Here is a 22,090-nt window from a genome sequence, read left to right as displayed (position 1 = left end):
TGTCGCCGGCCCGGTCGGCGGGGGCCCCCCCCCCCCCACACCGCGCCCCCAAAACCCCCGCATACCCCACCCCTTTTTTCCCCGGGCCCCCCCCCCCCCCGGGCCTCGGCCCCACTTTCGATCGTGATCGGAGCTTGACGACAAGAAGGCAGCGCGACGGCGACGATCCCGGGCGTTGCCGGCGCAACATCTTCGTCAACGAATCCTTGCCAATAAATTGTGAATTATAACTATCTAACGTAGAAAAATCTACTTGAATTCGAGTGTAACCGAATGGTAATACTTTATCAGCGAAATACTCCATAACAGTCTTTCGGGCAACTGGCGGGATGTCCTTCGATGAATGCGCACACAGGGCAGCGCGGCTATAATAGCCGCTTAACTGCCATCCTTGACCTGGACATCGTGACAATCAGGAGCGGTTGGCTGTTGACTGCGTTGTGTCTCATCTATGCCGTGACCGCTTTTTGTCTGCGGCCGGATCGCTACCTGCATCTGGCGCTATCCTATGCCGAGCCGTTCGCCTTTTTCCTGCCCGCGCTTCTGGCGGCTGGCCTTGGTGTGGCGGCGCTGGCATTTGCCCGACATACCCCGACAAGGTTCATCTTCGACACGCTCGGGCAGCGTTGGCTGACAGCCGCACCCGTGATCCTTTTGTTCTTTCTCGGCATCAGCGCCTTCACCACCTTGAAGGTCGCCATTCCCGACATCGTGCCGTTCTACGCCGACCGCGCCCTGGCGGAGCTTGATTTTCGGCTGCATGGCACGGATCCCTGGGCATGGGCGCATAGCGTCGTTTCCGAACCGGTCTCGGTCGTCATTTTCGCCGGCTATGGATATGGCTGGCTCGTGCAATGGTTCGGCACCGTGCTCTTCGTCGCCTTCTGGAACGATCCGGCCAGGCGCTTGCGCTATCTATGGGCGTTCGCGCTGACAACGATCCTGTGCGGCACCGTTCTGGCGACCCTGCTGTCGTCCACCGGCCCGATATTCCACGACCAGTTCTACGGCGGTGACCGGTTTGCCGGGCTGCGAACCGCCCTGGCGCGGAACGGCTACGGCGCATCGGTCCATGTCTATGCCGACTATCTGCTTGCAGCCTACCAAAGTGGCCGCCCGGAACTGGGCGGCGGCATCTCCGCCATGCCAAGCATGCACGTCGCCATCGCCACGCTCAACGCGTTCTTCCTGGCAGGCTTCGGTCGTCGGTGGGCCATCGCAGGCTGGTCCTTCGCGGCGTTCATCCTGTTCGGCTCGGTTTACACCGGCTGGCACTATGCCGTGGATGGCTATCTCTCGATCCTTGTCGTGTCCCTGCTCTGGTACGTGACGGGACGCTCCCTCTTGCCGCAAGCCAGCCTCGAAATCACCGAGGTCGGATTGGCGGTTCCGGATCAAGCGTCATAGCGACCGTATCTGTCTGACGCCGTGAGGAGCGCGGCCAGGCGGCATTGACGCCGCCTGGCTTCATTGCTTGCTGGCCCGGCGCTTACTGGCTGGGCGCCATCACGTGCTCGCATGACACTTTCGGATTCATGTCGGCGAAAGTGCCGGTCGGGTTGCCCTTCCAGGCCCAGACATGCAGTTCGTGGAATTCACCCAGGCCGTAGCGATTGGGCGCGCTGTTGAAGTTGAACAGCTGGCCGTCCAACGATGCCGGCCCCTTCGAGGTGATGTATTCGACCGCCACCAGTTGCAGCGTGCCGTCGGCCATCGGCTCGTACATCACGGCTTCGGGACGGGCGATGTCGATCTTGTCGTCCTTCAGATACTGGCCGTTGACATAGTGGATGCCCATGGCGCCACCGGTGATGCCGCTGGCGCAGGGAATGGGCGAATAGCCCTCTGAGGTAGCAGCCTTGACGTCGAGAAACCGGCTGTTGGCGGTTCGCACCTTGTCGGCCAGCGGATTGGGGCCGGACGCCGGCGCGGCCGCTTCCTGATGCGCCTGTGCGAAGGTGGTGCAGATAGCCAGCATGGCGCCGGTCATGGCAAGCCGAAAATTCGGCCTGTTGCGAAAATTCGATATCATCTTCATTCCATTCTTCTTGAAAAAGCACAGCTGGCCGGCCGCCGAAAATACGGAGGCCCGGCAGGCAAGCGCTGTGACTGTTGCTGCTTGGAGATCCCGAAAACGATGACAGGGATGCCGGTCATCCCTTCGGCAGATACGGGATCGTTCCGGCCAGATCGGTGTTGTCGATCAGCTGGAAACGGCTTTCGCTGCCGCCCTGACGGGCCGAAACGAAGGGCGCATAGGCCGGATCGTTGGTGAAGGCGCGGGCCGCCGCTTCCGACGGGAACGCCATCAGGGCGATCAGCGTGGTGTCGAGCGGCTTGCCTTCAAGCGTCTTCACATTGCCGCTGCGCGACAGATACCTGCCGCCATGCTTGTGGACGAGGTCGTGCACCGATGCGGCGTAGGCCGGCACCCACTGCGGGTCGCTTATCTTGATGTCTGCGATAACGTAAGCGGTCATGGTAGTCTCCTGGTTGCGGCGCACAGGGGTATCCCGTGCAACCGGCAAAAGGGCTCGCATGGCAAGCCGCTCGCCAACCAGTCCGCGATCTGTACTAGGCCGGTACAGTTTCTGTACTCGCCGCTTCAGTCACGAAGGGCTAATGTTCGGCCAACGATCGAGGGAGAAACACCAATCATGACCCAGCACGGATACAAGCAGTTCTGCCCGCTATCGATGGCCGCCGAGGTGCTGTGCACCCGCTGGACGATGGTGCTGATGCGCGAACTGGTGGCGGGCTCGACCCGCTTCAACGACCTGCGCCGCGGCGTCCCCAAAATGTCGCCGACCCTTCTGTCGCAACGGCTGAAGGAGCTCGAGATCGCCGGGATCGTCGAGCGCAAGGAGGTCCAGGGTGAGAAGGGGATCTTCGACTATCGGCTGACGGAGGCCGGCCGGGACTTGCGCCCGGTCGTCGAGGCGATGGGCTTCTGGGGGCAGAAATGGGTCGAGTCCCGGCTGTCGCTCAAGAACCTCGATCCGTCGTTGCTGATGTGGGACATGCGGCGCAATTTGAACCCCTCGCCGCTGCCCGAGGGGCGCACGGTGATACAATTTCTGTATCAGGACCTACCGGCGTCCAAACGGTCGTGGTGGCTGATCGTCGAGAAGCACGGCGAGGTCGATCTGTGCTGGTACGATCCGGGCTTCGACGTCGACCTCTACGTCTCGACCGACCTGCACACGATGACGGCGATCTGGATGGGATTGCTGACCGTCGAGAAGGCCGGCGCGAAGGTTGCCCTGACCGGCGACCAGGCCATCGGCAGGAAGATGCAGACCTGGCTCGGGCTCAGCCCGTTCGCCGTGGAGCCCAAACGCGCGGCATAGGAGAGCCGGGACACCCCAAACATGCCCACGAGCCCGACCGAAGCTTAGGCGCGCTTGCGCTCCCTGTCATTTGCAAGGTGATAGGGTTGCACGAGGACTTCGGCGGGAATGTTCCATTCCTTGTTCAGTTTGAAGACCATATCCAGGGTGAGTGCGCGCTTTCTGTTCAGCACCTCGGTCGCCCGAGGCGATGATCCGATCACCTCGGCCAGAGCCTTTCGCGACAGGTTGAACAGTTCCATGTGCGAACGAATAGCTTCAACGGGATCGGGTGCTTCGATCGGATAATGCTCATCCTCATAAGCCTCGATCAGAGTTGCGAGAACGTCGAAGCGGTCACCATCGGGAGTGCCGACCTCCGGCTCATTCTCGAAATACCTGCTGATTTCGGCGATCGCCCAATCGTAGTCGGCTTCGGTCTTAATGGGTCGAATGTTTTCCATCACACCTTCTCCGGATCAATCCTGTCATACTCTTTGTGCGTCCCGACGAATTTGATCAGAACGCGGTGAAACTTGTAGGCGACGTGGGCAATCAAGCGGTACTTGTTGCCGCCAATATCGAAAATGACGCGATTGTCGCCCACGAAATCAACCGTCGCTCCAAATGCATTCTTGATGTCAGCCGGGGTCTTCCAGTCGGCATTGCCCACAGCCACATACCAAGCCGTCAAAGGAGCTTCGGCCTGATTGTGTTTGGCCCAAAAATCCTTCAGCGCTTTCTTGGCGATTATCTGCATGGCCAGATATAGCAAATTCCCAGATTGGGAACAAGAGGATTCCCAGATTGGGAAGACCTCCTGACTGTTGGCAGGAAACGGGTGGCGGGACCGGCTTTTGGCGGCTTCAATGCGGCCATGTTCATCACCCTGCCCAAAAATCTGAAATCCGCGCCGCTGCCGGTCGCCGACGATCCGCGATGGGCGCGCATTGTCGCGCGCGACAAATCGGCAGACGGCGAGTTCTGGTATTCGGTGGCGACGACCGGCGTCTATTGCCGGCCCTCCTGCCCGTCGCGGTGCGCCAACCCCAGGAATGTGCGGTTGCACGGCACGCTGGAACAGGCCAGGGCGACCGGCTTTCGCCCGTGCCGGCGCTGCAATCCGGATGGCCCGTCGCCCGAGGCCGGCAACGCCGCGATGGTCGCCGACGCCTGCCGCGGGATCGAGCAGAGCGAGGAAGAACCGTCGCTGGCTGAACTGGCTGATGCCGCCGGCCGCAGCACCGGCTACTTCCACCGCATCTTCAAGGCCGTCACCGGGGTGACGCCGAAGGACTATGCGGCCGCGCACCGCGCCGCCAGGGTCCGCCAGAGCCTGGAAGACGGCGCCAGCGTGACGACGGCGATTTACGATGCCGGCTTCAATTCGAGCGGACGCTTCTACGAGAAATCGACCGGCATGCTCGGCATGACGCCGACGCGCTATCGCGCCGGCGGTGCCCAAGAGGAGATCCGCTTCGCCGTCGGCGAATCCTCGCTCGGCACCCTCCTGGTCGCCTCGAGCCAAAAAGGCGTCGCCTCGATCCTGCTCGGCGACGATCCCGACGTGCTGGTGCGCGACCTGCAGGACCGCTTCCCCAAGGCACGGTTGATCGGCGGCGACCGTGACTATGAGATGCTGGTCGCCCGCGTCGTCGGTTTCGTGGAAGTGCCGGCACTCGGCCTCGACCTGCCGCTCGACGTGCGCGGCACCGCCTTCCAGCAGCGCGTCTGGCAGGCCTTGCAGGACATCCCCGTCGGCCAGACTGTCTCCTATGCCGAGATTGCAGAACGCATCGGCACGCCAAAGGCGACCCGCGCCATCGCCGCCGCCTGCGCCGCCAACAATCTCGCCATCGCCATTCCCTGCCATCGCGTGATCCGCAAGGACGGCGCCCTGTCCGGCTACGCCTGGGGCGCGGAGCGCAAGCGCGCGCTCCTCGACCGTGAGGCGGCTGTCGGATCGGACGTGGTGAAGACACCCACATACCGGCCTTCGCGGGCCTGACGAGGACCCGCGATGCGCGCGATGGCAAGGTCTCGCCATGCGAACAGCCAGACCCGCAACGGCGAGGTGACCAGCCGCCACGCCCAGGACGCGAAGTCACGGGTGATGGTGGCCATCGGCACGCTTGTCGATGACGGCAGAGCCGAGTGGAGCCGGACCGCGACAGGCGACATCGAGCTGAGGCTGTTGACTGGTGAGGTGTTTCTGCTGGGGGAACTCGCTGTCACCCGTGTCGCATGAGCACCGTCAGCGCTCTACGGCGCCCCCCTCTGTCCTGCCGGACATCTCCCCCACAAGGAGGGAGATTGGCAGTTCTGGCGCCGGCTCTCTTCTTGCAACATTCGAGATTGGCGAAGGTCATGGCGACAGCCGATCTCCCCACCCGTGGGGGAGATGTCCGGCAGGACAGAGGGGGGCGCCATAGAGCACCTACCTTGGCGACTTGAATTTGAAAGCAAGCACTGGAGTGAGTGCGGGAAGCCGTCTCTGTAGAGTTCAGGCACAGACAAGGGAGTAAAGGCAATGAAGCTCATGCAAACGCAAATAGCCGCACCGGCGACCGTCCATGCCGCCCTCGACACCATCGCCTATGTCGGCATTCCCTGCCACCGCGTCGTCCGCGCCGACGGCACGCTGTCCGGCTACCGCTGGGGCGTCGAACGCAAGCGCGCTTTGCTCGACAAGGAGGCTACGATATGAACGCCCACGCCAAGGTTGCCGCATCCGTGGTCGAAGCCGCCAAGACACGCGTCGCCGGTTACGACTGGCCGGCGCTTGCCGCCGAACTCGACGGCTTCGGCTGCGCGGTGATCGAAAAGCTGCTGTCGCCTCAGGAGTGCCGGCGGATCGCCGGCCTCTATTCGGATGAGAAGCATTTCCGCAGCCACATCCATATGGCCAGGCACGGCTTCGGCAAGGGCGAGTACCGCTATTTCCGCTATCCCCTGCCGGACTTGCTCGGCGGCCTGCGCAGCGCGCTCTATCCCAGGCTGGCCGAGGTCGCCAACCGCTGGAATGAGCGCATGGGGCAGGCCACGCGCTACCCCGCGACCCATGCCGCCCTTCTCGAACAGTGTCATGCCGCGGGCCAGACGCGGCCGACGCCGCTGTTGCTGCAATATGTGCCTGGCGACTTCAACTGCCTGCACCAGGACCTCTATGGCGATCTCGCCTTCCCGCTGCAGGTGGCGATCCTGCTTTCCGAGCCGGGCCAGGATTTCACCGGCGGCGAGTTCGCGCTGACCGAACAGCGGCCGCGCATGCAGAGCCGGGTCGAGGTGGTGCCGCTGCGCCACGGCGACGCCGTTGTCTTCGCCGTCCACAACCGGCCGGTGCAGGGAACCAAGGGCAATTACCGCGTCAATCTGCGACACGGCGTCAGCCGGCTGCGCTCAGGCATGCGCCACACGGTCGGCATCATTTTTCATGATGCGAAGTGAAGATCGTGAGCCGCCTCACCCCGCCGGAGCATAGCGGTTGATCACCAAGCCGCAGGCATAGGCCTTCGAGCCGAGCAGCGCCAAGTTTTGGAAACCGCCCTGGTCGAAGATGCGGCGTCCGGCACCCAGCACCGCCGGGTTGATGAACAGCTGGAACTCGTCGAGCAGCCCGGCCGCGATCAGCGCCGAGGCGAAACCGGCGCCGCCGAAGACGGCCATGTCGCCGCCCTCGCCCGCCTTCAGCGTATTGATTTCGCGCGGCAGGTCGCCGCTGGCCAGCCTCGTGCGCTCCCACGCCGATTGCTCAAGCTTGTCGCTCAGCACCACCTTCTGGGCGTCGACGACGCGTTGCGCGAAAGCATAGAACGGGTCGCGCGGAAACTTCTTCGCTGCCTTGCCCCAATGGCTGAGATAGCCTTCCTCCGCCATCTTGCGGCTGAGCAGGATGGTGTCGATGCCGGAAAAGACAGCGTTGAAATCCTGCTTCAGCTCCTCGTCCCAGCCGATGTCGTCGCCCCACCCCCAGAGCTGCCAGCGGTGGTCCTCATTGGCGCCGACAAAACCGTCGACCGACATCTGCATCTGCAGGATCAGCTTTTTCATTGTCGTCTCCCGGTCGTCAGGCTCGAAAGAACTTTGGTTTACTTTCGGAACCATTGACCCAAGGTAAAAATGATGTCAATAGTAAAGCGATTTAAAAATGGAAGCATAGAAATGTCGACCCGTGAAAAATCCGGCTGCCCGATCAACCTGTCGCTCGAATTGCTCGGCGACCGCTGGACGCTGCTCATCATTCGCGACCTGGTCTTCGCCGGGAAAAAGCATTTTCGCGAATTCCTGCAGTCCGACGAAGGCATCTCGTCGCGCACGCTGGCCGAGCGGCTGCAGACGCTGCAGCAGGAAGGCATCCTTACCCGCAGCGAGGACCCGACGCATGGGCTGAAGACTGTCTATCGGCTGACCGAGGCCGGCATCGACCTGCTGCCCGTGCTGGCCACGCTTGGCGCATGGGGCAGCAAGCACCGTAGTGCCGACGACAGACTGGCGCGGATCGCCGACGAGCTGGCGGCGGGCGGCGAGCCCGAACTGGAACGAATGAAGGCGGCGTTGCGAGCGGAGCATGTTGGCTAGTAGTCGCGGTCCGTGAACAGCACCACTCTCCTCTGCAAGGTGGCCGCCGCCCCTCATCGCCCTGCCGGGCACTTCTCCCCGTATAGTGACGGGGAGAAGGGGGCTGGCCGCAACGCCGGCATCCATTTTTGCAACGCTGGTGGTTGGCGAAACCGTCGATGAGAGCGCCCCTCTCCGGGGAGAGGATGCCGGCAGGCAGGTGAGGGGCAGCGCTACCGCTGCGGTTTTGGCGACGCATTCGAACCGAGAGCGATTACCTCACCAGGCATTCCGCAAACCGCTCTCCGCTTGACAAATCACCCCCTTTTGTTCTCTATTTGTTCAGGTCTATCAGCAACGTTGGATATGCGGCCGGATGGAAACGACAGCCACCATCCTGCATGCCGATCTCGACGCCTTCTACGCCTCGGTCGAGCAGTTGCTCGACCCGTCGCTGCGCGGCAAGCCGATCGCGGTCGGTGGCGGTGTTGTGCTCGCTGCCTCCTACGAGGCGCGCGCCTTCGGCGTGCGCGGCGGCATGCCGGGACGCAAGGCGCGCGAGCTCTGCCCGCAGCTGATCTTCGTCGGCGGCAATTTCAACCACTACCAGCGGCTGGGCGACGCGGCGATCAAGGTGCTCGACGATTTCACCCCATTGGTCGAGCGCATCTCCATCGACGAGGCCTTTGCCGATGTCGCCGGCTGCACGCATTTGTTCGGGCAGCCAGAAGAGATCGCCACGACCATCCGCCGCCGCGTGCGGGCCGAACTCGGCCTGCCGATCTCGATCGGCGTGGCGCGCACCAAGCACCTGGCCAAGATCGCCTCGCAGGTCGCCAAGCCCGACGGGCTGGTGGTCGTCGAGCCCGGCACCGAGATCGCCTTCCTGCACGATCTGCCGGTCGGGCTGATGTGGGGCGTCGGCCCGGCGACCAGGGCGCGGCTGGCCGAGATCGGCGTCGAGACCGTCGGCCAGCTGGCCCGGACCCACAGCGGCGCGCTGACGCGGCTGCTCGGTCCCGCCGCCGGCGAAAAACTCGCCGCGCTGTCGTGGAACCGCGACCCGCGCAAGCTGGAGACGAAGCGCCGGGCGCACTCGGCCGGCGCGCAATCGGCGCTTGGCCAGAAGCCGGCCGTGGCGCGGGTCATCGTGCCCACCCTGCTGCACCTGGCCGACCGTGTCGCCAGCCGGTTGCGCGCCAAGGCGAGGCCCGGCCGCACCGTGACCGTGCGCGTGCGCTTTGCCGATCTCAGCGCCGTCACGCGCTCGATCACGCTCGACCAGCCGATCTCGGCGACAACCATGCTGGCCGAGATCGCCGGCGACCTGGTGCGCGGCGTGCTCGCCGACCATCCGCACGAGAAGCTGATCTCCCTGCTCGCGATCTCGGTCTCACATCTCGAGGAAAGCTTCGAGCTGCAGCTCGAACTGCCCCTCGGCCTCGCCGATGAGAAACGCCGGCCCGGTACCAGGAAAGGCCTGGCACGCTTCGACGCCGACCGCGCCATCGACAAGATCCGCGAACGCTTCGGCAAACAGGCGGTCGGCTACGGCACGGTGGCGCTGGAAGCAGCGCGCTCGGTGCCCGACGAGTTCAGGGAACTGGCGGAGAAGGAATTGTGAGCCGGAGACAGCCGGGCGCTATTGCGTCTCTTCGCCATCCCAGTACCGTCGCACCGCTGCCATGTCGAAAATGCCGTCGCGCCGGCGCAAGGCGTCGACCCCCATCTTGTTGGAATCGGGATAGACGCAGACCTCATTGGGATTGTGCTCGCCGATCATCAGATAGCGGCACGGCCCGGTGCCGCTGTTGAGGAAGGAATGACCAACCGGCCGGCCGGCGGGAAAGCAGGCATAGTCGCCGGCCTTCATCTCGTGGCGCTCCTCGCCAAGCAGCAGCGCCACCTGCCCTTCCAGGATCAGCGCGTGCTCCTCTTCGAGCATGTGGTAGTGCCGGGGCGCCAGGCGCATGCCGGGGGCCGGCGCCTCGATCAGCACGCCGACATGGTAGTCTGGCCGCCCCAGAGCGGCATGGGTCAGATGCCTGGACCGGCCGCCGAACCGCGGGCCGTCACCCTCGACCTCCCATTCGACGGCATCGCTGGCGATCGGCGGGATCGGCGCGGCCGGGGGTTTGGTGACATCGGACGTCACATCCGACGGCGACGGATCGCCGGCGGCAAGGCCGGTGTTCTCGCCGTCCCAGTAGTTGCGGGTCGCCGAGAGATCGAAGATCGCGCGGCTGCCCAGCGCGCGCACCAGCACCTTGTTGGAGGCGGTATAGACGACCACGTCGTTCGGGTTGCGCTCGCCGACGATGACATAGCGGCACGGCGCGTCGCTTGTGTTGATGAGGCAATGCCCCGCCGCGGCACCTGCCGGAAAGCAGATATAGTCGCCGGACTTCATGACATAGGCGGCGTCGCCGACATAAGCGGTGAGCGTCCCTTCGAGAATGAAGACATGCTCTTCCTCGAGGATATGGTAATGCGCCGGCGAGGTCTGCTTGCCCACCGGCAACTCCTCGATCGCCACGCCGACATGGTGGTTTTCGCCGAGAGCGGCCAATGACAAATGCCGGTAGCGCACGCCGAAGCGCGGCACATCGGACCATTCCGTCCACGGCACCTCATCCGATGCGAATGGCACGGGCGCTTTCGCTTCGTCTGCCATACGGCCTCCTGGTTCTGTCGCCCTGCCATCGTCGCAAGCCGCAGGAGCGTCCACGACAGAGCAAAGCTGCCAGCTTCCTACATCGTAGCCAAGCGGTGTTCGCCACGTTCCTGACAGAGCCCGACAGGAGCCGCTCGCTTCAACCTCGGATGGCCTTGCCGGCCTGCTGCAGCAGCTCGAACGCGGCGAAGCGCTTGGCATGCCAGCCGGCCAGCGTAGCGTCGGGATGATAGACCTCGCCGAGTTCCGACATGCCGGCCATGGCCGCCGCCACATCCTTGTATGTTCCGGCGGCGACCGCGCCCAGTATCGCCGAGCCGAGCAGCACCGGCTCCGGCGAGGTCGATGCCACCACCACCATGCCTGTCGTATCGGCCAGCAGCTGGCGCACCAGCGGGCTCTGCCCGGCGCCGCCGCTGACGACGATGGTGTCGACGGCAATGCCCTTGTCATGCTCGGCTCGCACGATCTGGCGAGCGCCGTAGCCGAGCCCGCAGACGCCGGCGACATAGAGCGCGACCAGGCTGTCGAGGCTGGTGTCGAGATCGAGCCCGGCAATCAGCGCGCGTGCGTCCGGATCGGCGAAAGGCGCGCGGTTGCCGAGGAATTCCGGCACCACATGGATGCCGCCGACCAGCGCCGGCGTTGCCGCGGCCCCGTTGCGGCTTTGCGCTTGCAGCGACAGCCAGGCGCTCAGGCTGAGGCCCTCGGCCTGCGCCTTGGCGGTCGCTTCGCCGGCCGCCGGGTGCATGCGCACCAGATGATCGATGGCCGCACCCGCCGCCGATTGACCGCCCTCGTTCAACCACAGGCCCGGCACCATGGCCGAGAAATACGGACCCCAGACCCCATCGACGAAGGCCGGCTCGGCGGTCGAGGACATGGTGCAGGCCGAGGTGCCGAAGACATAGGCCATGCGCGACAGAACACTGCCGAACTCGCCACGCGCGCCGACCGTGCCGACGCCGCCGGCATGCGCGTCGATCAGCCCGGCCGCCACCGCGGTGCCGGGGACAAGGCCCAGATCCACTGCCGCCTGCGCGGTCAGTCCGCCGCCGAGCGCGGCACCCGCAGGCACGATCTCGGTACCGATGCGGGCGAACCCCTCATCCGCAAGGGCGCCGAGGCCGATCTTGCGGAAGTAAGTCTCGTCCCAGCGGCTCTCATGCGCCAGATACGTCCATTTGCAGGCCACCGTGCATACAGATCGCGCAAGGCTGCCGGTCGCCCGCCAGGTGAGGAAGTCGGCGAGGTCCAAGAACTGCCAGGCGGCGTTGAAGGTGGCGGGCATGTTCTCGGCCAGCCACAGGAGTTTCGGCGTTTCCATCTCCGGCGAGATGACGCCGCCGACATAATTCAGCACCGCTTCGCTGCTGCGGTTGATGCGGCGCGTCTGCTCGACCGCGCGGTGGTCCATCCAGACGATGATGTTGCGTTCTGCATTGCCGGACGGGCCAACCGGCAACGGCACGCCGCCCTCGCCCAGCACCACCAGCGAACAGGTGGCGTCGAAGCCGATGCCGGCGATCGCCTCCGGCGCTATGCCGGCTTCAGCGACAGCGGTACGGGTGGCCGTGCACACCGCCCGCCAGATATCATTGCTCGACTGCTCGACAATATCGCTAGGCTCGCGCCAGACCTCGATGTCCCGCTTGGCCGAGGCAAGCAGGTTTCCCGTGTGGTCAAACACCCCGGCCCGCGCGCTGCCGGTGCCGACATCGATGCCGAGATAGTGGGGCATGGGGAACCTCCGGTTCAGGGAATAGGCAATAGGCAGTAGGCAGTAGGCAGTAGGCAAGTAGGCAAGTAGGCAAGTAGGAGATTAGTTAGTAGGGATAGGACGCGCGAAGAGTTTTTGAGCCGGCCTGTAAGACTGTGTCTACATCTTCCCTGCTGCCTACTGCCTACTGCCTATTCGCTACTCCCTATTCCCTATTCGCTTAGAGATCATTGCTCTGCGGCAAAATCACCAAATCCCGGATCGTCACGTTGCGCGGCCGGGTCAGCATGAACATCACGGCCTCGGCCACTTCGCGCGGCTGCATCAGGCCGCCGGCGGCGAGTTCTTCCTCGAGCTTGGCCTTCGGCCAGTCGTCGACCAGCGCCGTCACCACCGGACCCGGCGCCACGGCGCCGACGCGCAGGCCATGCTTGGCGACCTGCCGGCGCACCGTGTGGACGAAGGCCTGCACGGCGTGTTTGGAGGCCGTGTAGATCGGCTCCCAGACCACCGGGACCAACCCGGCGATCGAGCTGGTGACGATGATGTCGCCGGTCTTGCGTTCGATCATGTGCGGCAGCACCGCCTGGATCGAGCGGAAGCAGGCGTTGATGTTGAGGTTGAGCATGCGGTCCCAGACGTCGGGATCGCCGTTCGCCACCTCGCCGCCGACATAGGCGCCGGCATTGGCATGGAAGATATCGAGCTGGCCGGCCTTCTCCAGGATTTGCGGCATCATGGTGGCGACGCTCGCCGGCTGCACCAGGTCGATTACCAGCGGGATCGCCTTGGGGCCAAGCTCGGCGCACAGTTTGGTCAGCGTCGCTTCGGCGCGGTCGACCAGCACCACGGTGGCGCCGGCGGCCAGCATATGCCTGGCGCATTCGAGGCCGATGCCTGACGCCGCGCCGGTGACGGCGGCAACTTTTCCGGACAGTTCTTCGCTCATGTCTTGCTTCCTGTTGATGGGTTCAGGCCCGGCCATGCGAGACACGCGAGCGGCGTGCCAGCGAGTCGACGATGACCGCGATGGCAAGCACGGCGCCGGTGATCATGTACCGAAGCGACGAGGACAGATCGAGCAGTGTCAGGCCGCTGGCGATCGACTGGATGACGATGATGCCGAGCAGTGCCGAATAGGCGCTGCCGCGGCCGCCGAACAGGCTGGTGCCGCCGATGACGGCCGCCGCGATGGCGTTGAGGTTGACGTCGCCGGTGCCGGCCTGCTGGCTGGCCGAGGCAAGGCGGGCCGCCGAAAGCACGCCGCCGAAAGCAGCCAGCATCGAGCACAGCACGAAGGCGCTGGAATAGATCAGCCGCACATTGATGCCGGCGCGCCGTGCCGCCTCGCGGTTGCCGCCGACCGCCGACATCGAGCGGCCCCATTTCGTCCGCGTCAGCGCATAGTGCATGGCGATGACCAGACCGACGAACAGGCCGAACATCCACGGAATGCCGCGCGCCTGGTTGAGATAGAAGACGATGAGTTCGAGAATGACCGTGATGACGATCGCCCGCGTGATGAGCCCCCCGGTCGACGGCGCCGAGAGATTGGCGGCACGGCGGCGCGCGACGGTGCGCAGGCCGGCGATCAGCATGACGATGCCCGGCAAGGCCGCCAGTCCGAAGGAAACGAACTTCGGCATCACCAGCAGCTGGCCGAAATTCACCAGGTTCGAGCCGTAGGGCAGGTTGATCGAGCCGGTCGAGCCGAGGATGTAGAGCTGCAGGCCAAGCACCGCCAGCAGGCCAGCCAGCGTCGAGACGAAGCTCGGCATGCCGAGCCGGTTGAACAGCAGCGCGTAGAGCGCGCCGATGAAGCCGCCGACGGCTATAGCGGCGAGGATGGCGAGCGCCACCGGCCAGCCCTGGTTGACCCACAGCGTGCCGACCATCGCCGAGGCAAAGCCGCTGATCGAGCCGACCGACAGGTCGATCTCGCCGACCATCAGGACGCAGACGATGCCGAGCGCGATGACGCCTACGGTCGAGCAATCGAACAGCAAATTGACCAGATTGCTGCTCGACAGGAAGATCGGGTTGATGCTGGCGAACACCGTCCAGATGATGACCAGCCCGACGATCACTGGCAACGAGCCGAGATCGCCCGAGCGGACCCGGTCGAAGAACCTGCGGATGGCGCCGCTTAGGCCGACCTCATGCTTGACGCGCACATCGGCGCGGTCGAGCTGCGGTGCGACTGGGGCAGCTTGTTGCACGTCGCGGTTCATGGGCGTGGCTCCTGGGTCTGATCCTGCCGGGGAGTTTGCTGGGACTGTCTGCGCTCGGCGCGCCGCGACACCGAATTGTTCGACGCGCCGGTGATGGCGCTGACCAGTTCCTGGTTCGAGGCATCGGGGGAGAAGATGCCGTTGTTGCGGCCAAGCCGCAGCACGACGATGCGGTCGGCGACAGCGCGCACGTCTTCCATATTGTGGCTGATGATGACGACGCCGAGGCCACGGTCGCGCACCCGCTCGATCAGATTGAGCACTTCCGCCGTCTGCGCCACACCGAGCGCCGCCGTCGGCTCGTCGAGCAAGATGAGCTTGGGTTCGAGCAGCAGCGAGCGGGCGATCGCCACCGTCTGGCGCTGGCCGCCCGACAGTGAGGCGACGACTTCGCGGACACTGGGGATGCGCGCCGACAGCTCGTTGAGCAGCGTCCAGGCGCGGACTTCCATCGCCACCTCGTCCAGCCGCAGCGGGCTGAGCTCGCGGCCGAGGAAAATGTTGGCGACGATGTCGAGGTTCTCGCACAGCGCCAGGTCCTGGAACACGGTGGCGATGCCGAGCGTCAATGCCGCACTCGGGTCGGCCAGCGTCACCTGCTTGCCGCGATAGCTGATGCTGCCCGAGCTCGGCTGATGCACGCCGGCAAGGATCTTGACCAGCGTCGACTTGCCAGCGCCATTGTCGCCGACCAGCGCCACCACCTCGCCGGCATGGACGTCGAGATCGATGTCGGTGAGCGCCGAGACGGCGCCGAAATGCTTCGAAATGCCGCGCAGGCTGAGCACCAGCTCGCCTGTCGGAACCGGTCCGTCCGGGGTGTCAATCATGCCAGAGACCTTTCAAAAACCGGTTCGAGGATTGAGCGCTGTCTGGCCACCGCGCGGGTGGCCAGACAGCGGAGCGGGCAAGGGTCGCGGTCAGTTCCCGATGCCCAGCTTCTTGCAGCCTTCCGCGTAACGATCGACGCAGAGTTCGGCCGCGGTGTTGATCTTCTTGTCGATGATCTCGGCCTTCAGGTTTTCCTGCGTCACCACCGCCGGCGTGAACAGCTGCGAGGGCGTGTCGTACAGCGTCATCTCGGCCTTCGGCGTCTCGCCCGAAAGCAGCTTGATGGCGACGTTGGCGGCAGCCGCCGCCACGATCTCGCTCGGCTTGGAGATGGTGTTGTACTGGTCGCCGGCGATGATCAGCTGCAGTGCCGCGATCGTCGCGTCATTGCCGGTCACCGGCGGCACCGGATCGACGCCGGCGGCCTTGAAGGCCGCGATGGCGCCGCCACCGGTGCCGTCGTTGGCCGCGACCACGCCGAGGATCTTCGGACCGAAGCGGGTGATCTGGCCGCCGGCCCACTGCTGCGCCTTCGGCGGAGCCCATTCCGGCGTGTCGTATTCGGCCAGGATTTTGTAGCCGCTATTGTCGAGACCTTCGTGGATGCCCTTCTTGATCAGGCCTGCCGCCGCGTCGGTCGGCGAGCCGTTGATCTGCAGGACGCCGCCGGTCGCCGGATCGACCTTCAGCGCCTTCAGGTGCTCGACCAGCGAGTCGGCGATGGCCTTGCCGATGCCTTCATTGTTGAACGAGACATAGAAGTCGGCCGGTGCCGTCGGGATCGGCCGGTCATAGGCGATGACCTTGATGCCCTGGCTCTGCGCCAGCTTGACCAGCGAGGCGGCGGCGGTCGAGTCGACCGGGTCGAGCACGATCGCCTTGGCGCCTTGCGAGATCACCGAGTTGAACTGCTGCTGCTGGCGCGAGGCGTCGGCGTCGGCGTTCTGGTAGAGCACCTTGCAGCCCGGGCACAGCTTCTTCATCTCGGCGGCGAAGCCGGGATAATCGTGCTGCTCGTAGCGGGTCGAGGCCTGGTCGGGCATGAGGAAGGCGACGGTTGCGTCGGTGACGGGCTCGGCAAAGGCGGCCGTGCCGCCGAGGAGAGAGAGTGCGAGCGCTGCCGCACTGGTCGATTTCCAAGCAAATCTGGTCATTCGAATGTCTCCGTTTCAAAAAATGGTTTCACGAAACCTGAACGCCACGTGGCGCCAGCTTGACTTCAAGTCCGACTGTTGCGAGGAGTGCGATCTGCGCCTCTCTGACGGATCTGCCTCGATCCCCAGCCAGCCGCGAACGTATCCTCCTGGGCATGATCGAAGGCGATCAGCCCGTATTGCTGGATTTCAGGACAAGCGATCTCCAGCACGGGGCGCATTGAGCGCACACCGCGTTATTCCTTCCCTAAGTCTCGGCTCCTCCCGGTTCCTCCCTGTTAGGCGGCAATCTCCGCATTGATGTTTTCCGCCAGCAACGCCCTGAAACGCGAAGGCGACATGCCCTTTTGCGCCAGGAACCGGCGGTTGAAGTTCGAGATATTGTTGTAGCCGGCGGCGTAGCAGATCTCGGTGATCGACATCTGGCCTTCGCTCATTAACAGCTGGCAGGCGAGGTTGATGCGCAGCCGGTTGACATATTCCACCAGCGCCATACCGGTGTGGCGACGGAAGCTGCGCGAAAACGCGCTGGGGCTGCGCCCGGCGATTTCGGCGAGGTCGCCTTCGCTGAACGGCTCGGTCAAATGCCCATTGATGTAGGCCAGCGCCTTGTTGATGCCCGCCGACATGAAACCGGAGGGATCGGGAAGATAACCGGCGCTGGTCAGCGTGCGCACATCGCTGGCTCGGCTCAAAATGTCCAGCACGCCCATGAACAGCGAGAGGCGGCGCACGCCCTGCGCCTCGACCAGTTCGGCAAGCAGCGGTGCGGCAAGCTCGGCCGTCGCCGGCGAGAACAGCGCGCCGCGACGGCTGATTTCCAGGATACCGGCGCAGGCGGCGAGTTCGGGAAGGGCCGCCGTCGATTCGGCGATGAATGCTTCCGAGAACTGGACGACACGTCCGCGTAGCGGCACGCTTTCGCCCGGCGGCACGTCGCTGACCCAGTTGTGCGGCAGATTGGGGCCGGTGAGCACCAGATTGCCCGGCTCGAACTCACCGATAAAGTCGCCCACGAAGTAGCGGCCGGTGGTGGCGACGACCAGGTGGATCTCGTATTCGGGGTGGAAGTGCCAACGCACGGTGCGGAAGGGATAGCCGTGAGCCCACGCCTTGAACGACTCACCGTGTCTGATCTGGACGACTTCCAAGTCCGGATTCATGCCTGTTCCTCCCGACACCGGTCCAGTCATGCGACCAGTTGCAGTGTCCTCTCCGCAGGCCGCGTATGCCGCTCTCTGCAGTGATCAAAGCTTAGGCGGCAATCCCTGCCGCCGCCACCACGGTCTGTCCATCTGACCGATACTTTTTTGACGTTTTTGTGGTCAAGAGAACGGCTGCTGGGAAAGATGCCTCCGGCTGTAAAGCCGCCAAGGCACCCGGAGCCCATGGCTGACGGTTTCTTCGAACCATCGGCAACGCCCGGATCGGTCATGCGTCGTCGTCACCTCACCTCGTGCAGCGCACCATTCGCTACCGCTGCGGGCGGCGACACCATATCCGGCACGAGTATGTCGTTGCGGCGCGCGAAGGTGACCAGGGTGGCCCGCACCGTCTCCGGGTCGATCTCACCGGCGATGCCGGCCTTGCAAGCGTTGAGCGCGACGGCATGAGCGCCGTTGCGGCTAGCGGTCGGCCAGTCCTGAAGCAGGGCATAGGCTTCCATCACGCTGTCGATCTTCCTCGGAAAACCCATTCCGACCAGAAGGGTGACCGGTTCCTCAAACCGCCCGCGATTCATGGCTTGTGCCTCCTCTCGATTGTGCAGGACCTGCGGCGGACCGAAGACCGAAGAGCGCGGCCCGCCGGGGATAGGGTGGATGGGGCTGGACGTCTTGTATCGAGGATTGAATAGCCGCTTCGGCGCCGCCGATCGCGCCCGGATCGCCGCCCAGTTCGGTCCTGGCAGGCTCGATCCGGTCAGTTCGATCTTGGCCGGCCCGACATTGGCAGCGTCGAGCGACGGAACGCATCGGCCCGGCGCCGGCAGCGCCCTGTGCGCCTTCACCAGCGCCTCCAGCCAAGCGACGACGGCAAGCGGAGACGGATTGCGGCCATCAAGCCAGGACGCGACCTCGCTTTGCGGACGGCCAAGTTCGGCCGCCAGGTCGCCCGCCTCCCATCTCAGAATTTTCAGGCATTCACGCAACCGGCCCGCAATCACGTCTCCACCTCCACAACAGCAATGTTTTCGTCGCATGCAACAGAACGAAGATCGCTAAACAGCGATCGCCAATTCAGCCGCCGACGGATGCCCCGGCGGCCGCCGACACCTGCTGCGCGGCAAGGAACATCAGCGTCGACGCCGCGGTACGCCGGTTCCAGCCGGCGGTTTCGGCCATGTCGAGCAGCCGTGCCAGCAGCGGCTGCAGCGCGCTCCTGCATTCGGTCTCGTAGGCCAGGAATTCCTTTGCCTGATGCGTCGGCGCCGGTACGGATCCGAGGCCAGCCATTGCGTCCATGTCTACCTCCACTTTTCTTCGACTGATGCCCGCTCCCCGCGGGGAGCGGGCGGATTGGCCGCGACCTCAGAAGTCCATACCGGCGCCGGCCGGCATCGCCGGGGTGGCGGCTTCCTTCTTCGGCTTCTCGGCCACCATCGCTTCGGTGGTCACGAGCAGGCCGGCGACCGATGCCGCGTCCTGAAGAGCCGCGCGCACCACCTTGGCCGGATCGATCACGCCCTGGCCGAAGAGATCGCCGAATTCGTTTGTCTGGGCGTTCCAACCCCAGCCGAACTCGCTCCTCTCGCGCAGCTTGCCGACGATGATCGAGCCCTCCGCGCCTGCATTCTCGGCGATCTGGCGGACCGGCGTTTCGATGGCGCGGCGCACGATCTCGACTCCGGTTCGCTGGTCCGCATTGTCGGTCTGCACGGCATCGAGCGCCTTGGCGGCCCTCAGCAACGCAACGCCGCCGCCGGGCAGCACGCCCTCCTCCACCGCGGCGCGAGTCGCGTGCAATGCGTCGTCGACGCGGTCCTTGCGCTCCTTGACCTCGACCTCCGTCGAGCCGCCGACGCGGATGACGGCGACACCACCGGCGAGCTTGGCCAGCCGCTCCTGCAGCTTCTCGCGATCATAGTCGGAAGTCGTCTCCTCGATTTGCGCCTTGATCTGGGCAATGCGGCCCTGGATCTCTTCCTTGCGCCCGACACCGTCGACAATGGTGGTGTTCTCCTTCTCGATCACCACCTTCTTGGCGCGACCCAGCATCTGCAGCGTCACATTCTCGAGCTTGATGCCGAGATCCTCGCTGATCGCGGTGCCGCCGGTAAGGATGGCGATATCCTCCAGCATGGCCTTGCGGCGATCACCGAAGCCCGGTGCCTTGACGGCCGCGACTTTGAGGCCGCCGCGCAGCTTGTTGACGACGAGCGTCGCCAGCGCCTCGCCCTCGACGTCCTCGGCGATGATCAGCAGCGGCTTGGAAGCCTGCACCGCGGCTTCGAGCACGGGCAGCATCGCCTGCAGGTTGGAGAGCTTCTTCTCGTGGATCAGCACATAGGGCTCGTCGAGCTCTACGCGCATCTTGTCCTGGTTGGTGATGAAATAGGGCGAGAGATAGCCGCGGTCGAACTGCATGCCTTCGACAATTTCGAGTTCGGTCTCGGCGGTCTTGGCTTCCTCGACTGTGATCACCCCTTCATTGCCGACCTTTTCCATCGCCTGGGCGAGGAAGCGGCCGATCTCGGCATCGCCATTGGCCGAAATGGTGCCGACCTGCGCGATTTCGTCGTTCCTGGTCACGTTGCGGGCATTGGCCTTCAGCTCGGCCACCACCGCCTCCACGGCCTTGTCGATGCCGCGCTTCAGGTCCATCGGGTTCATGCCCAAGGCCACGGCCCTGGCACCTTCCTTGACGATGGCCTGCGCAAGCACGGTCGCCGTCGTGGTGCCGTCGCCGGCGATATCACTGGTCTTGGACGCCACCTCACGCACCATCTGCGCGCCCATGTTCTCGAACTTGTCCTCGAGTTCGATCTCCTTCGCCACCGTCACGCCGTCCTTGGTGACGCGCGGCGCGCCGAACGACTTGTCGATAACGACGTTGCGCCCCTTGGGGCCGAGCGTCACCTTCACCGCGTTGGCGAGGATGTCGACGCCGCGCAGCATCTTCTCGCGCGCTTCGGTATGGAATTTCACCTCTTTGGCAGCCATTGGATCACTCCTTCATCTCGGCGGCATTCGTTGACTGGTTGGATTTCGAAGAAGCCATCATGCAGCCTTCTTCACTTGCTCGGCCTGCTCGATCACGCCCATCACGTCGCTTTCCTTCATGATGAGCAGATCCTGACCGTCGAGCCGGATCTCGGTGCCGGACCATTTGCCGAACAGGATGCGGTCGCCGACCTTGACGTCGAGTTCGACAAGCTTGCCGCCGTCGTCGCGTGCGCCGGGGCCCACGGCGAGCACTTCGCCTTCCTGCGGTTTTTCCTTGGCGGTGTCGGGGATGATGATGCCGCCGGAGGTCTTCTCCTCGGCTTCGATGCGGCGGACCAGAATACGGTCATGCAATGGACGGAACGCCATGTCGTTCTCCTCATGGACAAACAGATTTTTGCGGTTCCTCCGCGCCGAACCGGCAATATCGGACCGGTGCGGAACGCTGCGACCCTTCATCAGGCATCGCGGCGCATATCGAGCTAGTTTTGCCGGTTTTCGGTTTCAAGAGCCCGGCGAAAAAAATTAGCACTCGAGCACTGCGAGTGCCAAAAGCCTGTTAACGCAGGGTTATTTCGCGAGGGGCGCCGGGCCGCCGCTTGAATTTTCTGCCACCATCCAACAAATTATCTCCCGCCGGCGCCATCGCGGGCGCCGGAACCGCTTACCCTCCCAAGGAGTTGTTCGCAGACGGAGCACATCGATGGAACGACAGACTTATTCACCGATCACTTCCACCCCGGCCGCCGAAACATCCGACCTCGCGCTTGACCGCCTGCTCCAGCCGGCCAGCCATTTCAACCATCCCGAAGAGGTGCTGAGCGACGACACACTCGACCTGCTGGAAAAGCGCGCGATCCTGTCTTCCTGGGCGTCGGATGCCTGCGCCGTCTATTCCATGCCGGCACTGCGCCAACCACCGGGCGCCAGGCAACCGGTGTCGTTCGACCAGATCATGGACGCGCTGTTCAAGCTCGACGGCGACGCCTCGGCGCCACCTCAGCCGCCCGGCGAATTCCCTCACCTCTTCGACAGGCTGGGTGCCTGATATCCGACAGAAAGGAGTAACGAATGGTCGCGAGCGTCAGCAAGGAATTCCGCCTCCAGATGGAGGGCTATGGCCTGACCACGGCAGAGATTCATTATCGCCTGCCCGACCATCCGAGCTTGCTTCAGCTCTATGTCTGGCAGGACTATGATCTCGCCCCGGCCTTTCCCGAACTCAAGGGCTTTCTCCATTATTGGGAGCGCGAGCTCGACGGCCCGCTGCACTCGGTCCGCGTCGCCCACCACCGGCTCATCCAGCCATCGGAATGGCGGGCCGTCGACGGCATCATCGCCATCCACTAGTACCTCTGCACAGGGATTATGACTCTTTGGCCGTTGGCTTTGGATAGGCCTTGGCCAATTTAAGGCGCGCTTGTTCGGTTG

Annotated in this window: 26 protein-coding genes; 10 read left to right on the top strand and 16 right to left on the bottom strand. The window is 64.3% G+C overall.

Annotated features, from left to right (window positions below; all coding sequences use genetic code 11):
* Positions 1-429 precede the first annotated feature (429 nt).
* Positions 430-1,407 (top strand): phosphatase PAP2 family protein, encoded by a 978-nt coding sequence (locus tag NKH19_RS30530; RefSeq protein ID WP_352873508.1) that lies wholly within the window; start codon positions 430-432, stop codon positions 1,405-1,407.
* 82 nt (positions 1,408-1,489) lie between these two features.
* Here the strand turns inward: NKH19_RS30530 and NKH19_RS30525 are convergent, their stop codons facing one another.
* Positions 1,490-1,990 (bottom strand): hypothetical protein, encoded by a 501-nt coding sequence (locus NKH19_RS30525; protein ID WP_502911080.1) that lies wholly within the window; start codon positions 1,988-1,990, stop codon positions 1,490-1,492.
* Between the two features lie 163 nt (positions 1,991-2,153).
* Complete coding sequence (locus tag NKH19_RS30520) at positions 2,154-2,480, bottom strand: DUF1330 domain-containing protein (protein ID WP_352873506.1); 327 nt, start codon at positions 2,478-2,480, stop codon at positions 2,154-2,156.
* A 177-nt stretch (positions 2,481-2,657) separates the two neighbouring features.
* On the opposite strand from NKH19_RS30520, the gene NKH19_RS30515 reads away from it, so the two are divergent.
* Positions 2,658-3,350, top strand: coding sequence for a winged helix-turn-helix transcriptional regulator (locus NKH19_RS30515; RefSeq protein ID WP_352873504.1), 693 nt, complete (start codon positions 2,658-2,660; stop codon positions 3,348-3,350).
* A 44-nt stretch (positions 3,351-3,394) separates the two neighbouring features.
* Here the strand turns inward: NKH19_RS30515 and NKH19_RS30510 are convergent, their stop codons facing one another.
* Entirely contained in the window at positions 3,395-3,793 is a 399-nt protein-coding gene (locus NKH19_RS30510) for a helix-turn-helix domain-containing protein (protein ID WP_352873503.1), read from the bottom strand.
* Positions 3,793-4,089, bottom strand: a complete 297-nt coding sequence (locus NKH19_RS30505) for a type II toxin-antitoxin system HigB family toxin (RefSeq protein WP_352873502.1) — start codon at positions 4,087-4,089, stop codon at positions 3,793-3,795. Before NKH19_RS30505 ends, NKH19_RS30510 begins: the two co-directional genes overlap by 1 nt.
* A gap of 117 nt (positions 4,090-4,206) precedes the next feature.
* Between NKH19_RS30505 and ada the strand changes: the two genes are divergently transcribed.
* From ada to NKH19_RS30485, 4 genes are all read left to right on the top strand, one after another.
* The gene (ada, locus tag NKH19_RS30500; protein WP_352873509.1) at positions 4,207-5,337 is read left to right on the top strand and encodes a bifunctional DNA-binding transcriptional regulator/O6-methylguanine-DNA methyltransferase Ada; all 1,131 of its coding nucleotides are present in this window, start codon (positions 4,207-4,209) and stop codon (positions 5,335-5,337) included.
* 21 nt (positions 5,338-5,358) lie between these two features.
* Positions 5,359-5,577: a hypothetical protein gene (locus NKH19_RS30495; RefSeq protein WP_352873501.1), complete on the top strand. Its 219-nt coding sequence runs from the start codon at positions 5,359-5,361 to the stop codon at positions 5,575-5,577.
* Between the two features lie 282 nt (positions 5,578-5,859).
* Positions 5,860-6,036: an MGMT family protein gene (locus NKH19_RS33675; protein WP_502911079.1), complete on the top strand. Its 177-nt coding sequence runs from the start codon at positions 5,860-5,862 to the stop codon at positions 6,034-6,036.
* Positions 6,033-6,776 carry a 2OG-Fe(II) oxygenase gene (locus tag NKH19_RS30485; protein WP_352873500.1) on the top strand — a complete coding sequence of 248 codons (744 nt, stop codon included), beginning with the start codon at positions 6,033-6,035 and terminating at the stop codon, positions 6,774-6,776. Before NKH19_RS33675 ends, NKH19_RS30485 begins: the two co-directional genes overlap by 4 nt.
* Positions 6,777-6,791: 15 nt before the next feature.
* Here the strand turns inward: NKH19_RS30485 and NKH19_RS30480 are convergent, their stop codons facing one another.
* Positions 6,792-7,379 carry a dihydrofolate reductase family protein gene (locus NKH19_RS30480; protein ID WP_352873499.1) on the bottom strand — a complete coding sequence of 196 codons (588 nt, stop codon included), beginning with the start codon at positions 7,377-7,379 and terminating at the stop codon, positions 6,792-6,794.
* Positions 7,380-7,490: 111 nt separating this feature from the next.
* On the opposite strand from NKH19_RS30480, the gene NKH19_RS30475 reads away from it, so the two are divergent.
* Positions 7,491-7,907, top strand: a complete 417-nt coding sequence (locus tag NKH19_RS30475; protein ID WP_352873498.1) for a winged helix-turn-helix transcriptional regulator — start codon at positions 7,491-7,493, stop codon at positions 7,905-7,907.
* Positions 7,908-8,262: 355 nt separating this feature from the next.
* On the top strand, positions 8,263-9,510 hold the full coding sequence (gene dinB, locus NKH19_RS30470) for a DNA polymerase IV (protein WP_352873497.1): 1,248 nt from the start codon (positions 8,263-8,265) through the stop codon (positions 9,508-9,510).
* Between the two features lie 18 nt (positions 9,511-9,528).
* Here dinB and NKH19_RS30465 read toward each other — a convergent pair whose 3' ends face one another.
* From NKH19_RS30465 to NKH19_RS30415, 11 genes are all read right to left on the bottom strand, one after another.
* Positions 9,529-10,560 (bottom strand): cupin domain-containing protein, encoded by a 1,032-nt coding sequence (locus NKH19_RS30465; protein WP_352873495.1) that lies wholly within the window; start codon positions 10,558-10,560, stop codon positions 9,529-9,531.
* Between the two features lie 139 nt (positions 10,561-10,699).
* The gene (locus NKH19_RS30460; protein WP_352873494.1) at positions 10,700-12,301 is read right to left on the bottom strand and encodes an FGGY-family carbohydrate kinase; all 1,602 of its coding nucleotides are present in this window, start codon (positions 12,299-12,301) and stop codon (positions 10,700-10,702) included.
* 199 nt (positions 12,302-12,500) lie between these two features.
* Positions 12,501-13,229: an SDR family oxidoreductase gene (locus NKH19_RS30455; protein ID WP_352873493.1), complete on the bottom strand. Its 729-nt coding sequence runs from the start codon at positions 13,227-13,229 to the stop codon at positions 12,501-12,503.
* Positions 13,230-13,251: 22 nt separating this feature from the next.
* On the bottom strand, positions 13,252-14,511 hold the full coding sequence (locus tag NKH19_RS30450; RefSeq protein WP_352873492.1) for a sugar ABC transporter permease: 1,260 nt from the start codon (positions 14,509-14,511) through the stop codon (positions 13,252-13,254).
* Positions 14,508-15,341, bottom strand: a complete 834-nt coding sequence (locus NKH19_RS30445; protein ID WP_352873490.1) for an ATP-binding cassette domain-containing protein — start codon at positions 15,339-15,341, stop codon at positions 14,508-14,510. Before NKH19_RS30445 ends, NKH19_RS30450 begins: the two co-directional genes overlap by 4 nt.
* A gap of 90 nt (positions 15,342-15,431) precedes the next feature.
* Positions 15,432-16,496, bottom strand: a complete 1,065-nt coding sequence (locus NKH19_RS30440) for an ABC transporter substrate-binding protein (protein WP_352873489.1) — start codon at positions 16,494-16,496, stop codon at positions 15,432-15,434.
* 278 nt (positions 16,497-16,774) lie between these two features.
* Positions 16,775-17,659, bottom strand: a complete 885-nt coding sequence (locus NKH19_RS30435) for an AraC family transcriptional regulator (RefSeq protein WP_352873488.1) — start codon at positions 17,657-17,659, stop codon at positions 16,775-16,777.
* 281 nt (positions 17,660-17,940) lie between these two features.
* Positions 17,941-18,660: a DUF982 domain-containing protein gene (locus tag NKH19_RS30430; RefSeq protein WP_352873487.1), complete on the bottom strand. Its 720-nt coding sequence runs from the start codon at positions 18,658-18,660 to the stop codon at positions 17,941-17,943.
* 73 nt (positions 18,661-18,733) lie between these two features.
* On the bottom strand, positions 18,734-18,958 hold the full coding sequence (locus tag NKH19_RS30425; protein ID WP_352873486.1) for a hypothetical protein: 225 nt from the start codon (positions 18,956-18,958) through the stop codon (positions 18,734-18,736).
* A 66-nt stretch (positions 18,959-19,024) separates the two neighbouring features.
* Positions 19,025-20,656: a chaperonin GroEL gene (groL, locus tag NKH19_RS30420; protein ID WP_352983465.1), complete on the bottom strand. Its 1,632-nt coding sequence runs from the start codon at positions 20,654-20,656 to the stop codon at positions 19,025-19,027.
* Positions 20,657-20,713: 57 nt separating this feature from the next.
* Complete coding sequence (locus NKH19_RS30415; RefSeq protein WP_352873484.1) at positions 20,714-21,028, bottom strand: co-chaperone GroES; 315 nt, start codon at positions 21,026-21,028, stop codon at positions 20,714-20,716.
* A 334-nt stretch (positions 21,029-21,362) separates the two neighbouring features.
* Between NKH19_RS30415 and NKH19_RS30410 the strand changes: the two genes are divergently transcribed.
* Both NKH19_RS30410 and NKH19_RS30405 read left to right on the top strand, forming a co-directional pair.
* Positions 21,363-21,707 (top strand): hypothetical protein, encoded by a 345-nt coding sequence (locus NKH19_RS30410; RefSeq protein WP_352873483.1) that lies wholly within the window; start codon positions 21,363-21,365, stop codon positions 21,705-21,707.
* Positions 21,708-21,730: 23 nt separating this feature from the next.
* Positions 21,731-22,009, top strand: coding sequence for an usg protein (locus NKH19_RS30405; RefSeq protein WP_352873482.1), 279 nt, complete (start codon positions 21,731-21,733; stop codon positions 22,007-22,009).
* The last annotated feature ends 81 nt before the right edge of the window (positions 22,010-22,090 follow it).

Source organism: Mesorhizobium sp. M1338, assembly GCF_040318045.1.
GTDB lineage: Bacteria > Pseudomonadota > Alphaproteobacteria > Rhizobiales > Rhizobiaceae > Mesorhizobium.
This window is presented reverse-complemented; position numbering and strand designations above follow the sequence as displayed.

Bases quoted from the DNA above. Each gene is read 5' to 3' on its own strand.
- NKH19_RS30485 (WP_352873500.1), top strand. From the start codon at position 6,033: ATGAACGCCCACGCCAAGGTTGCCGCATCCGTGGTCGAAGCCGCCAAG.
- NKH19_RS30480 (WP_352873499.1), bottom strand. From the start codon at position 7,379: ATGAAAAAGCTGATCCTGCAGATGCAGATGTCGGTCGACGGTTTTGTC.
- NKH19_RS30475 (WP_352873498.1), top strand. From the start codon at position 7,491: ATGTCGACCCGTGAAAAATCCGGCTGCCCGATCAACCTGTCGCTCGAA.
- NKH19_RS30435 (WP_352873488.1), bottom strand. From the start codon at position 17,659: ATGAATCCGGACTTGGAAGTCGTCCAGATCAGACACGGTGAGTCGTTC.
- dinB (WP_352873497.1), top strand. From the start codon at position 8,263: ATGGAAACGACAGCCACCATCCTGCATGCCGATCTCGACGCCTTCTAC.
- NKH19_RS30495 (WP_352873501.1), top strand. From the start codon at position 5,359: ATGGCAAGGTCTCGCCATGCGAACAGCCAGACCCGCAACGGCGAGGTG.
- NKH19_RS30515 (WP_352873504.1), top strand. From the start codon at position 2,658: ATGACCCAGCACGGATACAAGCAGTTCTGCCCGCTATCGATGGCCGCC.
- NKH19_RS30405 (WP_352873482.1), top strand. From the start codon at position 21,731: ATGGTCGCGAGCGTCAGCAAGGAATTCCGCCTCCAGATGGAGGGCTAT.
- NKH19_RS30455 (WP_352873493.1), bottom strand. From the start codon at position 13,229: ATGAGCGAAGAACTGTCCGGAAAAGTTGCCGCCGTCACCGGCGCGGCG.
- NKH19_RS30465 (WP_352873495.1), bottom strand. From the start codon at position 10,560: ATGGCAGACGAAGCGAAAGCGCCCGTGCCATTCGCATCGGATGAGGTG.
- NKH19_RS30525 (WP_502911080.1), bottom strand. From the start codon at position 1,990: ATGACCGGCGCCATGCTGGCTATCTGCACCACCTTCGCACAGGCGCAT.
- NKH19_RS30460 (WP_352873494.1), bottom strand. From the start codon at position 12,301: ATGCCCCACTATCTCGGCATCGATGTCGGCACCGGCAGCGCGCGGGCC.
- groL (WP_352983465.1), bottom strand. From the start codon at position 20,656: ATGGCTGCCAAAGAGGTGAAATTCCATACCGAAGCGCGCGAGAAGATG.
- NKH19_RS30445 (WP_352873490.1), bottom strand. From the start codon at position 15,341: ATGATTGACACCCCGGACGGACCGGTTCCGACAGGCGAGCTGGTGCTC.
- NKH19_RS33675 (WP_502911079.1), top strand. From the start codon at position 5,860: ATGAAGCTCATGCAAACGCAAATAGCCGCACCGGCGACCGTCCATGCC.
- NKH19_RS30450 (WP_352873492.1), bottom strand. From the start codon at position 14,511: ATGAACCGCGACGTGCAACAAGCTGCCCCAGTCGCACCGCAGCTCGAC.
- NKH19_RS30415 (WP_352873484.1), bottom strand. From the start codon at position 21,028: ATGGCGTTCCGTCCATTGCATGACCGTATTCTGGTCCGCCGCATCGAA.
- NKH19_RS30440 (WP_352873489.1), bottom strand. From the start codon at position 16,496: ATGACCAGATTTGCTTGGAAATCGACCAGTGCGGCAGCGCTCGCACTC.
- NKH19_RS30425 (WP_352873486.1), bottom strand. From the start codon at position 18,958: ATGGACGCAATGGCTGGCCTCGGATCCGTACCGGCGCCGACGCATCAG.
- ada (WP_352873509.1), top strand. From the start codon at position 4,207: ATGTTCATCACCCTGCCCAAAAATCTGAAATCCGCGCCGCTGCCGGTC.
- NKH19_RS30410 (WP_352873483.1), top strand. From the start codon at position 21,363: ATGGAACGACAGACTTATTCACCGATCACTTCCACCCCGGCCGCCGAA.
- NKH19_RS30520 (WP_352873506.1), bottom strand. From the start codon at position 2,480: ATGACCGCTTACGTTATCGCAGACATCAAGATAAGCGACCCGCAGTGG.
- NKH19_RS30510 (WP_352873503.1), bottom strand. From the start codon at position 3,793: ATGGAAAACATTCGACCCATTAAGACCGAAGCCGACTACGATTGGGCG.
- NKH19_RS30505 (WP_352873502.1), bottom strand. From the start codon at position 4,089: ATGCAGATAATCGCCAAGAAAGCGCTGAAGGATTTTTGGGCCAAACAC.